We start from the raw sequence: 18,118 nt of genomic DNA, 5'->3' as shown, positions 1-18,118 counted from the left end.
GATTTCTAATTGTGAAAATAATTCATTTTGGTGCACTCTTTGCTATAATTTGAGGCATATTTAGGAGGAACGACCTCCCTCATATTGAGAAAATTCGTCAGGACGGCCTGACTCTAGTAAAGAGGAGTCAGTAGCATGGCTTGGGTTTTTCTTATCTTTGCGGGTCTGTTTGAAATCGTTTGGGCATATTCAATGAAGTTGTCCGAAGGGTTTAGCAAGCTCACACCCAGCATCATCACCATTGTATTCATGATTTTAAGTTTTGGTTTACTGGCCTATGCAATGCGAACATTGCCGCTAGGGACCGCGTATACCATTTGGACAGGAATTGGTGCGATTGGGTCTTTCTTGGTGGGGATTTTTATTTTAGGTGAGCCTGCAACTGCTATGCGGATGTTTGCTGCGGTGCTGATTGTATCGGGCCTGATTTTGATGAAACTCTCATCCAGCTAAATTCATTCAAATATGTAGAGCTTCAAGCGATCCTTCGTTTGAAGCTTTGTTGTTTCTGCTCTGAATAAAAGGTGTATTGCTTATGGCATGGGTGATTTTAATAGTTGCAGGTTTACTCGAAGTGGTTTGGGCCTATGCGATGAAAGTATCGGATGGTTTTACTAAACTGACGCCGAGTATTTTAACCCTTGTATTTATGGTGGCTAGTTTTGCGCTGTTGTCTTATGCCATGAAGACCTTACCTTTGGGCACGGCCTATACTGTTTGGACAGGGATTGGCGCGATTGGTTCATTTTTGGTTGGGATTTTGATTTTGGGCGAACCCGCCAATGCCATGCGGATGCTCGCAGCAGTTTTAATCATTTCTGGACTTGTACTGATGAAACTTTCATCGTCATAATATTGCATACATAGACAATTTTTGTGGTGAAGCATGCACTTATTTTTTAAATATATGCCATCTCCTGTCGGGGTACTGAGACTGGTGGCACATGATCAAGCCTTGGTTGCTGTATTGTGGGAAAATGAAAACCCCAAACGGGTACGTTTAGCTGAGTTGGTTGAACACAATCAGCATCCGATTTTGCTGGAAACTGAACGACAGTTGAGCGAATATTTTACGGCAAAGCGTCAAAATTTTGATTTGCCTTTGGATTTTGAGGGGACAGATTTTCAGAAGCAAGTTTGGCAGGCTTTATTACAAATTCCGTTTGGTGAAACCCGAAGCTATAAAGATATTGCGCTACAGATTGGCAATGTCAAAGCTGTTCGTGCAGTGGGCGCAGCCAATGGTAAAAATCCGATTTCAATTATTGCGCCGTGTCATCGGGTTGTGGGTGCGAATGGAAAATTGGTCGGCTTTGCAGGTGGTCTGGACAATAAAGATATTTTACTCAAGCTTGAGAAAATTGTGAATTAAGCTCTTTTTCGGTTTTTTAAAGCTCGTATTTCTAGTTTAATAATTTAAAAATCAGTACTTTGTCTTTTAATCTGTATTCTTTTAAAGAATCGTGTCTTTAACTCAAATAACGATGAATAATATGATAAGTCAAATTGTGGGGAATGTGTTTTCAGAGCTGTGGTGGATGTTGCTGATCTTGTTCGGGATTGGTCTTTTAAAAGTGTTTAAGCCCTATCTGAAAGGAAAGTTTGGCGAGTTCGCGGTTCAAGCGCATGTAAAATTATATTTGGATGAGCGTTATACTTTAATTAACGATGTGACTTTGCCTGATGAGCAGGGCGGAACGACTCAAATTGACCATATTGTATTGAGCCCCTTTGGTGTTTTTGTGATTGAAACCAAAAACTATAAGGGATGGATTTTTGGTGGTGAACGACAAAAGATGTGGACGCAGAAAATTTATAAAAAGAGCTTTAAATTTCAAAATCCGCTGCATCAAAATTATAAACACGTCAAAGTACTGCAAAGTGTGTTGCAAGATATTGTCGATGTAGATTATATCCATTCTGCTGTGGTGTTTATGCCTGAATGCGAGTTCAAAACTGCAATGCCCAGTACGGTATTTAGAGGTAAAGCATGGGTCGATTATATTAAGACCTTTAAAACAGAAGTGATTCCAGCGATGAAACTGAAACGGATTCAGCTTCGGATTGAAAAAGAAGTGTTAGAAAAGTCATGGAAAACCAACCGTGAGCATGTCGCACATTTAAAACAACGCCATCAAGATGGTTAAATACTCCATTTCAAAGCTGACTCATTCATTTTGTGCCGAAAATAAAATCTAGAATTTAAAAAAAGCCAGTCCATGAAGAAATGGACTGGCTTTTACCTTTGCAGTTTTTTCTAACTTAAAAACGCTTTGGAATTTTTTGACCGCCTTCAACAGGTGTTTCTGCCTGTTTTAATACACCAAAGAGCCATGTTTCGGCATGATGTACTGCGACTTTAACACTGTCACCTTGCGCCAAACGACCTGCAATAAAACTCGCCAGCGAACAACCTGAACCGTGATATTCGCCTGCTAAACGCGGGCAGCGAGTTTCAGAAATGAGCTCGCCATTCACAAACAGGGCATTACGAATATAGTCAGGTGTGTCTTCATGACCACCTTTGACCAGTACCGCTTTGGCACCCATTTCAAACAGTTTTTGTGTCGCGGCGTCTAAGTCATCGAGACCCGTTAACGCCCGTAATTCAACTGTATTTGGGGTAATAATGTCCGCCAATGGGATCAGTTCAACAAAAGCTTTGACCAAGGTGGCTTGATCACCCAGTGAACCTCCACTGTTGGCCACCAAAACAGGGTCGAGCACATAATTGTACTCAGGATGTTCACGTAGAAACTCAGCCAGTGCTGCAATATTATCTGTGGTGCCTAACATGCCAGATTTTACGGCTTTAATCGGTAAATCACCGACAACAGCGTGCGCCTGAGCTAACAGCAATTCTTTTGACGTCGCTTCAAAGCCAAACACTTGTTGCGAGTTTTGAACAGTGAGTGCTGTACACGCAATGGCTGCATGCGCACCACTTTGACCAATCGCTTCGATATCGGCCTGTAAACCAGCACCACCTGAAGGGTCTAAACCAGAAAAGCACAGTACGGTTGCGCGCACAGAAATATCCTTGTTGCGAAAATTTGCGATAGTATAGGCAACTTTAGCAGAACTCTCGATAGTATTTTATTTAAAGCCCAAGAAGGATCAGCTGTGATTAAACATATTTTGCTAGATTTAGATGGAACCTTAACAGATCCGAAAGTTGGCATTACCACCAGTGCGCGTTATGGCTTAAACAAAGTCGGACACCCCATTGCTGAAGATCTAAACATTGACTGGATTATTGGGCCACCACTAAAAGCATCTTTGGCAAAACTTTTAAATGTTGCAGTGGACGATGTTTTGGCAGAGCAAGCTTTATTGGGCTATCGTGAGCGTTTTGCGGTGAAAGGTTTATATGAAAACCATTTATTTGCCGATGTTGAACCGACCTTAAAAAAACTGACCGAGCAGAGCTATCACTTGTATTTGGCGACAGCAAAACCAGAAGTCTATGCCCGTCAAATCTTAGAGCATTTCAATTTACTGCAATACTTCGTGCATCCTTATGGCAGTGAGCTGAACGGTGAGCGCACCAATAAGGGAGAGTTGATTGCTTATATTTTAGAAAAAGAGCAGTTAAAAGCAGAAGAATGTCTGATGGTTGGCGATCGTGAGCATGACATTTTGGGTGCACGTCGTAACGGCATTGAAACCATTGCGGTGGAATACGGTTATGGTTCTGATCAAGAGTTGACGGAAGCCGCACCTAAAGCACGAATTAAAACCTTTGCCGATATCTTGGACTTGATTTAACGCAGACAGTATTTAATTCGGACAGGATTTAAAGAACGTCTTTTTCGACTGCGCACGACTTTTCTATATTGAAACAGTCGTGCGCAGTAATTAAAAATTAAAGTCCTAACATGCGTCTAATTTCATTCGCTAACAGTGCAGGATTGGCCTGTTGATGGGGAATGGTAAGGCTGTTGAAGCCATCACCACGAAATTTACGATCCACTTCTAAAAGTACATGGGTTTGATGTTGCTCTGCCACAAAGGACACTTCAACTTCATTGATACTGTTGAACAATTGCGTAGGTTTAAATTCAAGTTCTTGATAACAACCAATGCTTGAGTGGAAGCCATCGCCTCGTAGTTGACCTTTTTCAACATCGACGCTCATCAACTGAAAACCGCATTGCTGCATGGCTTGAATAAACGCCTGCATAGCCGGTGTCGGTAAAATCTGTAAATAGTCTTTGTCAGTGGCATCGAGCCCCCAGTCCACATCTAAATGCGTATGTAACCACACTCGGGTTTTATTGATGCGGCAAGGCACATCTGTAACTGGTGTTTCAAAGGGCAGTTGAATCGAAAAAGGAAATGCATGTGACTGATGGGCTTGTAACTCAAAAGCCCCGCTAATGTGCCATTCGGCAATACTTAACGCACTATTGTATTCAGCATCGTCTGACTCAACTTCAGCTGTGGTCATGAGCTTTAAATAAATACCGTTGATAATTTTATTAGACGCGGCACCTTTAAAAATAACCTCACCCTGAATGGTTTGACCCGCTTGTGGCGCGATGGAGTGTAAACGAGTATCGACTTGAATGCCTTGTAAGCCAAGACTAGACATAAGTTTGTTAAACATGGTGCAGAACTTCCAATAGGGAATCGATAGGTTTTAAACATTTAAAGTGAATGCATTTTTAAGATGCATATTTTTAATAAGCTGTTAGCGAATGTCCAAATAAAAACTTTCTTTGACTTCTTCCATCACAATATAACTGTGCGATGATGCTGAAGAGGGCAGTTTTTTCAGTAAATCACCCAATAAGCGTCGGTAAGCACTCATTTCTTTTAAACGGGCTTTGACCAAATAATCGAATTCACCTGAAATCAGATGGCATTCTAAAACCTCAGGAATTTCGACCAAGTCACGTGCCACTTGATCAAACACATCGCCAGACTTGGCTGATAGCTTAATCTCTAAAAACACTAATAAGTTTCGATCGACCAGTTGTGGATTGAGTCGTGCGTAGTAACCCATGATAATACCATCGCGCTCTAAGCGTTTGACGCGTTCCGAACACGGCGTGGTCGAAAGGTTAACGCGAGAGGCCAATTCACTAATCGCAATTCGTCCATCACGCTGCAAAATGTCTAAAATCTGCTGATCAATCCGATCTAATTTACGCATTATAAATTTCCTATGTTTAGAATTTTAGCGCGACAAAAATGGCAATTTACCTAGATTATAATGTTAAAAACAGTGAAAAAAACTATTAACCTAAAAATATACTAGTGAAATAAACTAGTGTGTGTAAGGGATCAGTCATGCGTGTAATTGTCTTAGGTAGTGGTGTCATCGGTGTTGCAAGTGCGTATTACCTTGCACAACAAGGCGCAAGCGTTACGGTTTTAGACCGTCAAGCTGGTCCTGCTGAAGAAACTAGCTTTGGTAACGCAGGGCAAATCTCTCCAGGTTATTCTACACCGTGGGCTGCACCCGGTATTCCGTTTAAAGCCGTAAAGTGGATGTTCCAACACCATGCACCTTTAGCGATTAACATTGATGGTAGCATGTGGCAGTTGAACTGGATGGCGCAAATGTTGAAAAACTGCAATCCACAGAGCTATGCCATTAACAAAGAGCGTATGACGCGTGTTGCTGAATACAGCCGTGACTGCTTACGTGAACTGCGTAAAGAAACAGGCATTCACTATGAAAACCGTGCGAAAGGAACTTTGCAGGTTTTCCGTAATGAAGCACAGCTTGATGCAGTACAACGTGACATTCAAGTGTTAAAAGAATGTGGTGTCGACTACGAATTATTATTAAAAGATGACTTAGCCAAAGTTGAGCCAGCTTTAGCCTATGCCAAAGATAAACTGGTTGGTGGTTTACATTTACCGAATGATGAAACAGGTGACTGTTACCTATTTACCAATGCTTTGGCAAATCTTGCGAAAGACATGGGCGTAGAATTTAAATTTAACCAAAATGTTGAAAAACTCGTGGTTGAAGGCGATGAGATCAAAGGTGTAGTGGTGGATGGTCAAGTGTTGACGGCAGACCGCTATGTGCTTGCTTTTGGTAGCTATTCTCGTGATTTCTTAAAACCATTGAACCTGAACTTGCCTGTGTATCCTGTCAAAGGCTACTCACTGACGATTCCAATTGTCGATCCTGCATTTGCCCCGCAGTCTACGGTGCTAGATGAAACCTATAAAATTGCGATTACGCGTTTTGACCAACGGATTCGTGTCGGTGGAATGGCGGAACTCAGTGGTTTCAACCACGGTTTAAACCAAGACCGCCGTGCAACCTTGGAAATGGTGACTCAAGACTTATTCCCAGGTGGAAACTTAGCTGAAGCAAGTTTCTGGACGGGTTTACGTCCAATGACACCAGACTCTACGCCAATCATTGGTGCGACTCGTTTTAAAAACTTATTCTTGAATACAGGACACGGCACCTTGGGTTGGACCATGGCATGTGGTTCAGGCAAACTCATTAGTGACTTGGTGATGAATCATCAACCAGACATCAGTACTGAAGGTCTATCGATTCAACGTTATCCTTCAGCAGCCTAATTCGTTTTAGGTCATATTGATTCAAGGAAGAAGAAAATGCCACGTCCAATTACTGCAGTGATTCATAGCCAATCACTGCAGCATAATTTAAATGTTGCTCGCACTAAAATGCCGAATAGCCAAGTCTATGCGGTGGTCAAAGCCAATGCCTATGGTCATGGCATTGAACGTGTCTATCAAGCGTTCAAATCTGCTGATGGTTTTGCGTTGCTCGATTTGGCAGAGGCGAAACGTATCCGTGCTTTGGGCTGGACCGGTCCAGTTCTGTTACTCGAAGGTATTTTCTCAGAGCAAGACCTATTTGACTGCCATGAGTTGGGTCTAAGCTTCAGTATTCATAGTGAATATCAACTCGAATGGTTAGCGCGTTTTCCTTTAGAGGCGCAGTTCGATGTTTATTTAAAAATGAACAGCGGCATGAACCGTTTAGGTTTCCGTCCTGAACAATACCGTCAAGTGTGGCAGCAGCTTTCCAGCTTGCCTCAAGTTCAACGTTTGACCCATATGATGCATTTTTCGGATGCCGATGGTGAGCGTTTCGGACGTGAAGGCATTGCGCATCAATGTCAGTTATTTGATGCCATCACCCATGATCTACCGGGTGCACGTTCAGTCAGTAATAGTGCAGCCATCTTACGCCATGAACAGTTGCAGTCGGATGTGATCCGCAGCGGCATCATGCTCTATGGTAGTTCTCCAGATTATCCAAGCCACTCCATTCAAGACTGGGACTTGCAACCAGCCATGAGTTTGCGCAGTGAGCTGATTGCTATTCAGCAGTTAAAAGCAGGCGATAGCGTCGGTTATGGCTCAAAGTTCATTGCTGAAAGCGACATGCGTGTGGGGATTGTAGCTTGTGGTTATGCCGATGGTTATCAACGGATTACCGCAACAGGTACGCCTATTTTAGTCGATGGACAACGCAGCAGCTTGGTCGGGCGTGTCAGCATGGATATGTTGGCGGTCGATTTATCTCACCTTCCAAAAGCCCAAGTTGGCAGCGAAGTGGTGCTGTGGGGTACATCGAAACAGGGTGCTGTACTCAGCATTGATGAAGTCGCAGCAGGTTCAGGCACGATTGGCTATGAGCTGATGTGTGCTGTCACTGCACGTGTCAATTTTATCCAAGATTAAATTTTATTTTTATACAGTTTCATACAAGGAAAGACCTATGTCACATTCAGACATTCAAAAATTCAACACCAACGAAGTCATGAGTGCAGTCACTGTGTTTAATCAAGTGGTGTATTTGTCAGGGCAAGTGCCAAAAAATACCGACAATGATGTCGCAGGTCAGACCCGTGAAATTTTAGCAACAATTGATGAGCTTTTAGCTTTGGCAAATACAGATAAATCACGTTTGTTATCTGCTCAGCTTTACATCAAAAATCTCTCTGATTTTTCAACAGTCAATGCGATTTGGATTGATTGGATGAACGGTTGTGTAGCGCCTTCGCGTGCCACGATTCAGGCTGATTTGGTTAATCCAAACTGGTTGATCGAAATTGCAGTGACGGCTGCACAAAACTAATTTTTTAAAATCTCCCCGTGTATATCAGCGCTTGGGTTTCAACCGAAGTGCTGATGAGCGTATAAATGCCGCCCGTTAGGATAACGAGCACTGTATGAACATGGTTTATACGCAAAAAAGGACTTTAACAGGATGTTAAATTATGACGACTACCCCACAAGCTGACGGTGCAAATGCACCATCGCATGAATTACAACGGAAATTATCCAACCGCCACCTGCAATTGATTGCCATTGGTGGCGCGATTGGTACGGGCCTGTTCATGGGTTCGGGCAAAACCATCTCTCTTGCTGGTCCTTCGATTCTGATCATTTATATGATTATCGGGACCATGTTCTTCTTCCTAATGCGTGCATTGGGCGAAATTTTATTGTCAAATTTGCACTATAAGTCGTTTATCGACATGGCTCATGATCTGATTGGGCCGGGTGCGGGTTACTATATCGGTTGGTCCTATTGGCTCGGTTGGGTCTTAGTCGGTATTGCGGACTTGGCAGCCATTATTAACTATCTCGGCTTTTGGCTCCCGCCAGACATGGCCTTTACTCCCATGGGGCAGGCTTTAATCAGTGTCGGCTGTGTGCTGTTTGTCCTTGGGTTAAATTTGCTGACCGTGAAACTCTTTGGTGAAATTGAATTTTGGTTTGCTTTAATCAAAATTTTAGCCATTTTAGGGCTGATCGTGATTGGTGGCTTTATGGTGTTTAGCCATTTCCAAGCACCGGGCGGTTCAGTTGCAAGCTTCAGTCATGTTTGGTCGCATGGTGGTATGTTCCCTCAAGGTGGTAGTGGCTTTCTAGCAGGCTTCCAAATTGCACTCTTTGCCTTTGTCGGTGTAGAGCTGATTGGAACCATGGCTGCTGAAACCAAAGACCCTGAAAAGAACTTACCGAAAGCAGTGAATGCGATTCCAACCCGTATCATTTTGTTCTATGTCTTGTCGCTATTTGTGGTGATGTCTGTGACGCCGTGGAATCAAATTCCTGCGGATCAAAGTCCGTTCGTTTCACTATTTTTACATGCAGGTATCCCGACTTCAGCCATCATTATGAACTTGGTGGTGCTGTCTTCAGTGATGTCTTCAATGAATAGTGGCGTGTTCTCTACATCACGTATGCTGTTTGGTTTGGCAAGAGAAGGGCAAGCTCCACAGAGCCTAGCGCGTCTATCAAAACGTGCGGTGCCAGCAAAAGGCTTATTCTTCTCATGTGCTTTTATCATGGCAGGTGCTGCGCTACAGTACTTTGTACCGAACACGGTTGAAGCCTTTACATTAGCCAGCTCATTGTGTGTGATTCTGTTCATCAGTATTTGGAGCATTATTATGGTGTGCTATATCCGCTACCGTAAATTGCGTCCTGAGCTCCATGCAAAATCGACCTTTAAAATGCCGGGCGGTGTTTGGATGTCTTATGTGGTCTTAATCTTCTTGTTCTTTACGTTGATTATTTTGAGTTTAGAGGCGGATACCCTTCGTGCACTCATGATCAGTCCACTCTGGGTGATTATTTTAGCCGTGACGTATCAACTGCTGTACAAACCACGTATGAAAAAGCGTCTGTTAGGGCAGCAACTGGATAACTAAGTAACATTTATTCTGTACTTTTGATATTTGAAAGAAAGCCCTGCATAAGTAGGGCTTTCTTTTTTACTTGAGCTGAATCAATGGATTCTAACTAAGTGTTAGATCATTGTATGATTTTATATATAAAAGCTGTCTAAATTAGGCGATTTCACTTTTAATGAGGCACTTTAAAATTTTAATAATGATTTATGCGTAATTATAAAATTGACATCCTGCGTGGCATGTCCATCCTGTTGGTGCTGATTCACCATTTCAATATTCCGTATAAATTACACGATACCTTTCTCGGTATCCCCATTGGGGGTGAGAGCTTAAGTACCTTGATTGCCCGAAACGGCAATTATGGTGTGACCATGTTTTTTGTCATTTCAGGTTTTTTGATTACCCAGCATACTTTACAGCGTAGTGGATCTTTGGCGCAGATTAAGCTGAAAGATTTTTATATCCGTCGTATTGCCCGAATCATGCCGTGTCTGGTGTTATTGGTTGCGATGGTCAGTGTGTTCGGAAGTTTAGGATTGCAACCCTTTATCAATCAGTCGCCCAATGGCGTAGAGGTGTCCTATGCTGTGACTGTTCTTTCAGCTTTGAGCTTCTGGATGAATCTATTGATTATTGAATACGGCTGGGTGAACTATGCCTTGGGCGTATTGTGGTCTTTATCGGTTGAAGAAGTTTTCTATTTAGCATTTCCTGTCCTGTGTTTAGGGCTTGGTCGTGGCAAAGGTTTTATTGTTTTTCTGCTCGCTGTCATCGCGTATGCACCGTATTTTCGTGCCTTACATTTTGGCGAGGAAAGCGGCGCTTATCTGTATCATTATTTCTCTAGCTTTGATGGAATTGCCATTGGCTGTCTCACCGCAATGTATGTGCAACATTTTAAAGCTTCTATTTACAATCCAAAAGTAATTGTTGCTGTGATATCGTTTCTAATGACCGCTTTATATTTTTATGCACCCATCAAAGAGGTGAGTACTTGGGGCATCAGCGTATTTGCTTTACTTACGGCGTTACTCATATTTTGCTTTATCCACGACCCGAAAGTTAAACCTACCTCATCCACGGCCCGCAGTTTGGTCTGGATTGGACAGCGTAGCTATGAAATGTATCTGTTTCATTTGATTGTTCTCGGCTTAATGAAAGTGGTGTATTTCCCTAAAGAAACTGTAGCCGCTGAAAAGTTGATGTTGTTGCCTGTTTATTTTATCGCGGTGTTTATTTTGAGTTGGGCGATTGAGAAATATTATTCGACCCCGCTCAATTTAAAAATTCGTCAATCTTGGATACGCTCGTAGCGTGGATCTTGAGTTGTACTGTTGATTTTTTACAGACATTAAAAAGCCCCGAATCAATCGGGGCTTTTTAAGTGTGGGATTTTAAAATGTCGGTTTAACCACGACTAAAATCACCACAGCAAATAAAATGAGGGTCGGCATTTCATTAAAGAAGCGCCAGAACTTGTGTGACTTGTAGTGCGCATGCCCAATCAATTTCTTACGGTAATAACCGCAAACAAAATGGTAAATCACCAACAGTCCAACCAAGCCGACTTTGAGATAGAACCACAAGGCTTCGTGGTAGTGGCGCGTTGCATCACCCCAATCCACCAAGAAATGTGCCGTGATCAGTGTTGCAATCATCGACGGCCACATAATGCCACGGTACAACTTGCGTTCCATGACCTCGAAACGTTGATGACTGACGGCATCATCACTCATGGCATGGTAAACATAGAGCCGTGGTAAGTAGAACAATGCAGCGAACCAACACACCACGGCAATAATATGTAATGCTTTTACCCACAAAAAAGCATCAGAAGGAGCATCCATCAAGTCACCCTAAAATGGGCGGCCTAGCCTTCCCACTTTTTGAAAATGAGACATGCATTTACGCCGCCAAAACCGAAACTGTTACTCATCACAGTATTCAATTTTGCGTCACGTTTTTCAAGCACGATATCAAATGGTTTTGCACCTTCATCCAGTTCAGTCACGTTGATGTTTGGTGCAATAAAGTCATTTTGCATCATTAGAACAGAGTAGATTGCTTCTTGTACGCCAGCAGCACCTAAGCTATGACCCGTCATTGACTTGGTCGAGCTGAGTGGAGGAACTTGACCTTCGCCAAATGCACGTTCCATTGCTTTTAATTCAGTGATGTCACCAGCAGGTGTCGACGTACCATGCGTATTCACATAGTCAATTTTGTTTACGCCGTGTTGTTTTGCTTCTTCAAGTGCCATCAGTACACAACGTGTCGCACCTTCACCCGATGGCGCAACCATGTCTGCACCGTCAGAGTTTGCCGCATAGCCTACAACTTCAGCCAAAATGTTGGCACCACGTGCTTGCGCATGTTCTAAAGACTCAAGTACTACAAAACCGCCACCGCCAGCAATCACGAAACCATCACGGTCTGCTGAATATGGGCGAGACGCTGTTTCTGGTGTGTCATTGTATTTTGAGCACAGTGCACCCATCGCATCAAATAACAAGCTTTGAGACCAATGATCTTCTTCACCGCCACCTGCAAGCATTAAGTCTTGTTTGCCGAGTTGAATCAGGTTATAGGCATAACCAATTGCATCAGCAGACGTTGCGCATGCGCTGGTAATGGTGTGTGCAACACCTTGCATTTTAAAAGCAACGCCAACGTTTGCTGTAATTGTGTTCGACATATTACGTGGTACGAAGAACGGACCAACTTTACGTGCGCCTTTGGTGTCTAACAATTCTTTCATTTCAACTACAGACGCAGTTGAACCACCACCTGAACCGCCCGCGATACCATAGCGTGGGTTGCCACCAATTTGCTCTGCTGTTAAGCCTGCATTTTCAACCGCAGCAACCGCAGCATTGTATGCATACATGGCACAAACACCCATAAAGCGTTTTAGCTTACGGTCGATGCCATCAAAGTCTTGTTCAGCAGCAGCGCTGATATGGCTTTTAAAATTGAGTTCAGCATAGGTTGGGTTAAAACGTGTCCCAGAAATCCCGTTTTGTAATGCATGAGTAACTTCTTCCAAAGTATTACCGATACATGAGTTGATACCCATGCCAGTGATTACTACACGTTTCATTTAAAGATCCCTTATATGGTGGTTTTGCAGAGTTGCGCTTAAAGATGAATCAACAATTTATTTCTAAGCCAATTGCAACTCTTATGTTTTCAATGCAGATCATAATAGCAGAAAGAATTTTTAATTCTTATGGCAAATCCTATGCCAATTTGACTTGTCTTAAAATCGGGAGCAGGGCATTTCAACTTTACTAAAAGACACATATTCTTATTGAGATAAATGCGTACTACACCTAGTATTTAGCTAGAAATGTAAGATTATAAAGTACGGGGTACGGAATGGCGGATTCAAACAATAAACAGCGCAGTGGTTTCTTTTCAAATGCCTTCGGAGTGGCTAAAAAGCTCAGCCATACAGGTTTAAACATATTAAACCAAGTGAGCCCAGATACGGCCTCAGCACTGACCAATGCTACAACTAGTGATAGTGCGAGTACAAAAACAAAATCGAAAAATAAGCGTTATGAACACCCGCAGCAAGTCTTAAGAGACCATCTGCCGACAGTATCACGTCATTTATTGGGACGTCATTATGTCAACGCAAATCGAGTCGCGCATTTTGTGTCGCCACAACTTTCCGATAAAGCCGCAGATTATTTTTTTAGCCAGCTCAATCAATTTAGCTCGAGTATGAGCTCGGTCGATGCCGTTTTAGATGAAGCGGGCGTGCGTGATTTAGAAATGCTGACCCAAGATGTAGACCGTTCAAAACGGATTAGTCAGGCATTGTCCGAACAAAATAAGATCATTGCTATTCTTCAGGGCGCACTGACTGGAGCAACGGGCTTTGTGGGCTCAACGGTAGATGTCCCTGCTTCCTTGGTGATGTCGTTACGTATGATCTACCAAGTGGGGCGTTCTTATGGTTTTGATTTAACTAAAGAGTCCGATCAAGACATCGTCCAGTTTATTTTTAAACAGATTGATCTTGGGCTGATTGCGGAAAAACAAACTTTGTTGATGGCGATAAAAGCCATTTCAAGTACTTTGCAAACCCATGATGTCTCTCAGTTACAACAGCTTTTAGGTTCAAGCAATGATATTGAAGCCTTAAAGAAATGGTTGACCAATGCCGATGGTCAGCTGAAATGGGGACAGTCGATTGCCAACCTCTCGCTACTGAATAAGCTAGCAAAACTCACACCCATTGCCAGTGCAGGGGTGAGTGCAGCCTATAGTTGGCGCCTTGTTGATGATGTACACCAAAAAGCACAACTGGTTTTTTCACAAGCCCGCCAGTATATCATTCAACAAAAAGATACCAGTCTGAGTGCTTTAACTGCATATGAACGCTCACTTGAGCTTTTGGTGAAAGCCTCGCCAAGACTGTTGTCACAGCGCAGTACATCAGATACCGATAGCTCAGATTTGAAGCTTGGGGCTGAAGTAGAGTTAAATGGTCATCAAAGTATTGCCAAGGTTAAAATTCAGAAAAAGTCCGACAAAGTCACAGCGCCTGTCGCAACCGAAGAGCGTGTTCAACAAGGGTTAGAACAGCTCGCAGATCAAATGGTTGAACCTCATGATGCTGTCGCACCGCAGCAACCAGCCCTACAAATAGAAGAAGATCTTGCAGATTTATATCCAATGGATGAGGTTGAAGAGACCACACAGAACAATAATGAGTTTTTAGCACCAAATGAACCTAATACGGCTTCAAAAGTCACAGCAAAACCTGCGGTAGAGCCGACGGAAAAAAAGGTTACAAAAAGACGAAATGCTTCAAGTAAAAAATAAACCATTTAAAATAGATAGAAATTTGTAAAAGCCCTGATTTGGTCAACATTACATGTAGTTTGAAATGTTGACCATTTTTACGTCTTAGCTTACAATTGCATGCCCTCAAAAAGTCGTCTTTTTTTGGGTTTTTTATTAACGGGAGAATTGCCAAATGGCAACAACAAATCAGTTGATCCGTAAGGGTCGTACGACTTTAGTTGAAAAATCTAAAGTTCCTGCGTTGAAGGCTTGTCCACAACGTCGTGGTGTTTGTACACGTGTTTACACAACTACACCTAAAAAACCTAACTCAGCAATGCGTAAAGTTTGCCGTGTGCGTTTAACTTCTGGCTTTGAAGTTTCTAGCTACATCGGTGGTGAAGGCCACAACCTACAAGAGCACAGTGTTGTTCTTATCCGTGGTGGTCGTGTTAAAGACTTACCAGGTGTACGTTACCATACCGTTCGTGGTTCTTTAGACTGTGCTGGTGTGAAAGATCGTAACCAGTCTCGTTCTAAATACGGTACTAAACGTCCTAAGAAATAATCTTTCGAGATTAACCTCTTAGTTCGCTAGAACTGCAATCCTTTATCGTCTCGCTTGTCTGATTTCTGCATTAATTTTGTGAAATTCAAGCGACGTGTAGTAAGGCCAGCGAAAGCACATGACACTTTGTGCTACGGCTGGATTAACCTGAAGTGTCATATATATAGGTAGTTTAAAATGCCAAGACGTCGCGTAGTTGCTGCTCGTGAAATCCTTCCGGATCCTAAGTTCAGCAGCCAAACAATCGCTAAATTCATGAACCACGTAATGCAAGATGGTAAAAAATCTATTGCTGAAAGTATCGTTTACGGTGCTTTAGACCGCGTTCAAGAAAAAAACAAAGTAGACCCAGTTGAATTTTTCGAGACTACTCTTGAAAAAGTTCGTCCTATGGTTGAAGTAAAAGCACGCCGTGTTGGTGGTGCTACTTATCAAGTACCTATGGAAGTACGCCCATCCCGTCGTACTGCTCTAGCTATGCGTTGGTTAGTAGATGCTGCTGCTAAGCGTTCTGAAAAAACTATGGCTTTACGTCTTGCTGGTGAGTTGCTTGATGCAGCTGAAGGTAAAGGCGCAGCGGTTAAAAAACGTGATGACGTGCATCGTATGGCTGAAGCCAACAAAGCATTCTCTCACTACCGCTTCTAAGCGACTAAAACAGCCCCTATTCAGGAGGGTGACAGCTTGGTTTACGCCAAACTGTCATCGAATCGCTTTAAGCTGTTCGTCAGCTTAAAGCGCCTGTTTTAAACAACAAAATTTAGGAATGCAAGAAATCATGGCTCGTCAAACCCCAATTTCTCGTTATCGTAACATTGGTATTTCTGCGCACATTGATGCGGGTAAAACCACAACTACAGAACGTATTTTGTTCTACACAGGTGTATCTCACAAAATTGGTGAAGTACACGACGGTGCAGCAACAATGGACTGGATGGAGCAAGAGCAAGAACGTGGTATTACCATTACTTCTGCTGCTACGACTACATTCTGGTCAGGTATGTCTAAACAGTTCCCTGAACACCGTATCAACGTAATTGATACACCGGGACACGTTGACTTCACAATTGAAGTTGAACGTTCTATGCGTGTTCTTGATGGTGCGTGTATGGTTTACTGTGCTGTAGGTGGTGTACAACCTCAGTCTGAAACTGTATGGCGTCAAGCGAACAAATACCAAGTGCCTCGTTTAGCATTCGTGAACAAGATGGACCGTACTGGTGCAAACTTCTTCCGTGTTGTTGAACAAATGAAGACACGTTTAGGTGCAGCTCCTGTACCTGTAGTAATCCCTGTTGGCGCTGAAGAAAACTTCCAAGGCGTAATCGACTTGATCGAAATGAAAGCGATCATTTGGGATGAAGCTTCACAAGGTATGCAGTTCGAATACGGTGAAATCCCGGCTGAACTTCAAGCTACTGCTGAAGAATGGCGTGTAAACATGGTTGAAGCTGCTGCTGAAGCTTCTGAAGAGCTAATGGACAAATACCTAGAAGAAGGCGAACTATCTAAAGAAGATATCGTTGCTGGTCTACGTGTTCAAACTTTGGCTTGTCAAATTCAACCAATGCTTTGTGGTACAGCGTTCAAAAACAAAGGTGTTCAACGTATGTTGGACGCAGTAATTGAATTCTTACCGTCGCCTACAGAAGTTAAAGCGATTGAAGGTGTTCTTGACGACAAAGCTGAAACTAAAGCGATTCGTGAAGCATCTGACGAAGCTCCGTTCTCTGCGCTTGCGTTCAAAATCATGAACGACAAATTCGTAGGTAACTTAACTTTCGTACGTGTTTACTCTGGTGTACTTAAACAAGGTGATTCTGTTTATAACCCAGTTAAATCTAAACGTGAACGTATCGGCCGTATCGTGCAAATGCACGCGAACGATCGTCAAGACGTTGAAGAAATTCGTGCGGGTGATATCGCTGCGTGTGTAGGTCTTAAAGACGTTACTACGGGTGATACACTTTGTGATGAGAAAAATGTCATCACACTTGAGCGTATGGAATTCCCAGAGCCAGTAATTGCATTGGCTGTTGAACCAAAAACTAAAGCTGACCAAGAAAAAATGTCAATTGCTTTAGGTCGTTTGGCTAAGGAAGATCCATCATTCCGCGTTCGTACTGATGAAGAGTCAGGTCAAACAATCATCGCTGGTATGGGTGAACTTCACCTTGACATTATTGTTGACCGTATGAAGCGTGAATTCGGTGTTGAAGCAAACATTGGTAAACCAATGGTTTCTTACCGTGAAACGATCAAAAAGTCAGTTGAACAAGAAGGTAAATTCGTTCGTCAAACTGGTGGTAAAGGTAAATTTGGTCACGTATACGTACGTTTAGAGCCAATGGATGCTGATGCTGGTAAAGACTACGAGTTCGCTGAAGAAGTTGTTGGTGGTGTAGTTCCTAAAGAATTCTTCGGTGCTGTGGATAAAGGTATCCAAGAGCGTATGAAGAATGGTGTCCTTGCTGGTTACCCAGTTGTTGGCATTAAAGCTACATTGTTTGACGGTTCTTACCACGATGTCGATTCGGACGAATTATCGTTCAAGATGGCAGGTTCTTACGCATTCCGTGACGGTTTCATGAAAGCAGATCCTATCTTGCTTGAACCGATCATGAAAGTTGAAGTAGAAACTCCAGAAGACTACATGGGCGATATCATGGGTGACTTAAACCGTCGTCGTGGTATGGTTCAAGGTATGGATGACTTGCCTGGCGGTACTAAAGCAATTAAAGCTGAAGTTCCACTTGCAGAGATGTTTGGTTACGCGACTCAAATGCGTTCTATGTCTCAAGGCCGTGCAACATACTCTATGGAATTTGCTAAATATGCTGAAACTCCACGTAACGTGGCTGAAGGCATCATTTCTAAATTCCAGTCTGGCGGTAAAAAAGGTGACGACGAGTAATCTTTCGATTACTATAAGCCCAAACTAATTCATAGTTAAAAACCAAGTGCTCATGCAGTGATCCTGCATGAGTAGTTTAAAAAGGAAGATCTCATGGCTAAGGCTAAGTTTGAACGTAATAAGCCACACGTTAACGTGGGCACAATCGGTCACGTTGACCATGGTAAAACAACTTTAACAGCTGCA

The 18,118-nt window shown here is 42.8% G+C and carries 20 protein-coding genes; 15 read left to right on the top strand and 5 right to left on the bottom strand.

Annotated elements, in window-relative coordinates:
• The first annotated feature begins 135 nt into the window (after positions 1-135).
• The 4 genes from sugE (AXW61_RS09845) to AXW61_RS09830 all read left to right on the top strand — a co-directional run bounded on the left by sugE (AXW61_RS09845) (position 136) and on the right by AXW61_RS09830 (position 2,147).
• Positions 136-453 (top strand): quaternary ammonium compound efflux SMR transporter SugE, encoded by a 318-nt coding sequence (gene sugE, locus AXW61_RS09845; RefSeq protein WP_005400191.1) that lies wholly within the window; start codon positions 136-138, stop codon positions 451-453.
• Positions 454-535: 82 nt separating this feature from the next.
• Positions 536-853 carry a quaternary ammonium compound efflux SMR transporter SugE gene (sugE, locus tag AXW61_RS09840; protein ID WP_010325989.1) on the top strand — a complete coding sequence of 106 codons (318 nt, stop codon included), beginning with the start codon at positions 536-538 and terminating at the stop codon, positions 851-853.
• A 33-nt stretch (positions 854-886) separates the two neighbouring features.
• Positions 887-1,372 (top strand): methylated-DNA--[protein]-cysteine S-methyltransferase, encoded by a 486-nt coding sequence (locus tag AXW61_RS09835; protein ID WP_062034175.1) that lies wholly within the window; start codon positions 887-889, stop codon positions 1,370-1,372.
• A 112-nt stretch (positions 1,373-1,484) separates the two neighbouring features.
• Positions 1,485-2,147, top strand: a complete 663-nt coding sequence (locus AXW61_RS09830) for a nuclease-related domain-containing protein (RefSeq protein WP_062034174.1) — start codon at positions 1,485-1,487, stop codon at positions 2,145-2,147.
• Positions 2,148-2,262: 115 nt separating this feature from the next.
• Here the strand turns inward: AXW61_RS09830 and AXW61_RS09825 are convergent, their stop codons facing one another.
• Positions 2,263-3,030: a hydroxymethylpyrimidine/phosphomethylpyrimidine kinase gene (locus tag AXW61_RS09825; RefSeq protein ID WP_062034173.1), complete on the bottom strand. Its 768-nt coding sequence runs from the start codon at positions 3,028-3,030 to the stop codon at positions 2,263-2,265.
• Positions 3,031-3,123: 93 nt separating this feature from the next.
• Here AXW61_RS09825 and AXW61_RS09820 point away from each other — a divergent pair, with 93 nt between their 5' ends.
• Positions 3,124-3,768 carry an HAD-IA family hydrolase gene (locus AXW61_RS09820; protein WP_062034172.1) on the top strand — a complete coding sequence of 215 codons (645 nt, stop codon included), beginning with the start codon at positions 3,124-3,126 and terminating at the stop codon, positions 3,766-3,768.
• A 97-nt stretch (positions 3,769-3,865) separates the two neighbouring features.
• Here AXW61_RS09820 and AXW61_RS09815 read toward each other — a convergent pair whose 3' ends face one another.
• Complete coding sequence (locus tag AXW61_RS09815) at positions 3,866-4,609, bottom strand: sporulation protein (RefSeq protein ID WP_062034171.1); 744 nt, start codon at positions 4,607-4,609, stop codon at positions 3,866-3,868.
• Between the two features lie 84 nt (positions 4,610-4,693).
• Positions 4,694-5,158: an Lrp/AsnC ligand binding domain-containing protein gene (locus AXW61_RS09810; protein ID WP_004694947.1), complete on the bottom strand. Its 465-nt coding sequence runs from the start codon at positions 5,156-5,158 to the stop codon at positions 4,694-4,696.
• Between the two features lie 137 nt (positions 5,159-5,295).
• Between AXW61_RS09810 and AXW61_RS09805 the strand changes: the two genes are divergently transcribed.
• The 5 genes from AXW61_RS09805 to AXW61_RS09785 all read left to right on the top strand — a co-directional run bounded on the left by AXW61_RS09805 (position 5,296) and on the right by AXW61_RS09785 (position 10,966).
• Positions 5,296-6,555, top strand: a complete 1,260-nt coding sequence (locus AXW61_RS09805) for a D-amino acid dehydrogenase (RefSeq protein ID WP_004694945.1) — start codon at positions 5,296-5,298, stop codon at positions 6,553-6,555.
• Between the two features lie 36 nt (positions 6,556-6,591).
• A complete protein-coding gene (alr, locus tag AXW61_RS09800) occupies positions 6,592-7,689 on the top strand; it encodes an alanine racemase (RefSeq protein WP_062034170.1) in 1,098 nt (365 codons plus the stop codon).
• Positions 7,690-7,726: 37 nt separating this feature from the next.
• Positions 7,727-8,086 carry a RidA family protein gene (locus tag AXW61_RS09795; RefSeq protein WP_004694941.1) on the top strand — a complete coding sequence of 120 codons (360 nt, stop codon included), beginning with the start codon at positions 7,727-7,729 and terminating at the stop codon, positions 8,084-8,086.
• 142 nt (positions 8,087-8,228) lie between these two features.
• Positions 8,229-9,671 (top strand): amino acid permease, encoded by a 1,443-nt coding sequence (locus tag AXW61_RS09790; protein ID WP_062034169.1) that lies wholly within the window; start codon positions 8,229-8,231, stop codon positions 9,669-9,671.
• A 188-nt stretch (positions 9,672-9,859) separates the two neighbouring features.
• Complete coding sequence (locus tag AXW61_RS09785; protein ID WP_062034168.1) at positions 9,860-10,966, top strand: acyltransferase; 1,107 nt, start codon at positions 9,860-9,862, stop codon at positions 10,964-10,966.
• A gap of 81 nt (positions 10,967-11,047) precedes the next feature.
• On the opposite strand, the gene AXW61_RS09780 is transcribed toward AXW61_RS09785, so the two are convergent.
• Both AXW61_RS09780 and AXW61_RS09775 read right to left on the bottom strand, forming a co-directional pair.
• Positions 11,048-11,500 carry a CopD family protein gene (locus tag AXW61_RS09780; protein ID WP_005011820.1) on the bottom strand — a complete coding sequence of 151 codons (453 nt, stop codon included), beginning with the start codon at positions 11,498-11,500 and terminating at the stop codon, positions 11,048-11,050.
• Positions 11,501-11,523: 23 nt separating this feature from the next.
• The gene (locus tag AXW61_RS09775; RefSeq protein ID WP_005400178.1) at positions 11,524-12,753 is read right to left on the bottom strand and encodes a beta-ketoacyl synthase N-terminal-like domain-containing protein; all 1,230 of its coding nucleotides are present in this window, start codon (positions 12,751-12,753) and stop codon (positions 11,524-11,526) included.
• 278 nt (positions 12,754-13,031) lie between these two features.
• On the opposite strand from AXW61_RS09775, the gene AXW61_RS09770 reads away from it, so the two are divergent.
• The 5 genes from AXW61_RS09770 to AXW61_RS17225 form a co-directional block, all read left to right on the top strand.
• Complete coding sequence (locus tag AXW61_RS09770) at positions 13,032-14,489, top strand: EcsC family protein (protein WP_062034167.1); 1,458 nt, start codon at positions 13,032-13,034, stop codon at positions 14,487-14,489.
• A gap of 154 nt (positions 14,490-14,643) precedes the next feature.
• Positions 14,644-15,018, top strand: coding sequence for a 30S ribosomal protein S12 (rpsL, locus tag AXW61_RS09765; protein WP_002050319.1), 375 nt, complete (start codon positions 14,644-14,646; stop codon positions 15,016-15,018).
• A 177-nt stretch (positions 15,019-15,195) separates the two neighbouring features.
• Positions 15,196-15,666, top strand: coding sequence for a 30S ribosomal protein S7 (gene rpsG / locus AXW61_RS09760; protein WP_004694929.1), 471 nt, complete (start codon positions 15,196-15,198; stop codon positions 15,664-15,666).
• A gap of 130 nt (positions 15,667-15,796) precedes the next feature.
• Positions 15,797-17,932, top strand: a complete 2,136-nt coding sequence (gene fusA, locus AXW61_RS09755) for an elongation factor G (RefSeq protein WP_062034166.1) — start codon at positions 15,797-15,799, stop codon at positions 17,930-17,932.
• A gap of 93 nt (positions 17,933-18,025) precedes the next feature.
• The coding region (locus AXW61_RS17225; RefSeq protein ID WP_017397055.1) for a GTP-binding protein at positions 18,026-18,118 on the top strand (93 nt) is incomplete at its 3' end.

It is taken from the genome of Acinetobacter sp. BMW17, assembly GCF_001592855.1.
Lineage (GTDB): Bacteria > Pseudomonadota > Gammaproteobacteria > Pseudomonadales > Moraxellaceae > Acinetobacter > Acinetobacter johnsonii.
Note: the sequence above shows the minus strand (reverse complement) of the source record. Positions and strands in the feature narration are given on the sequence as shown.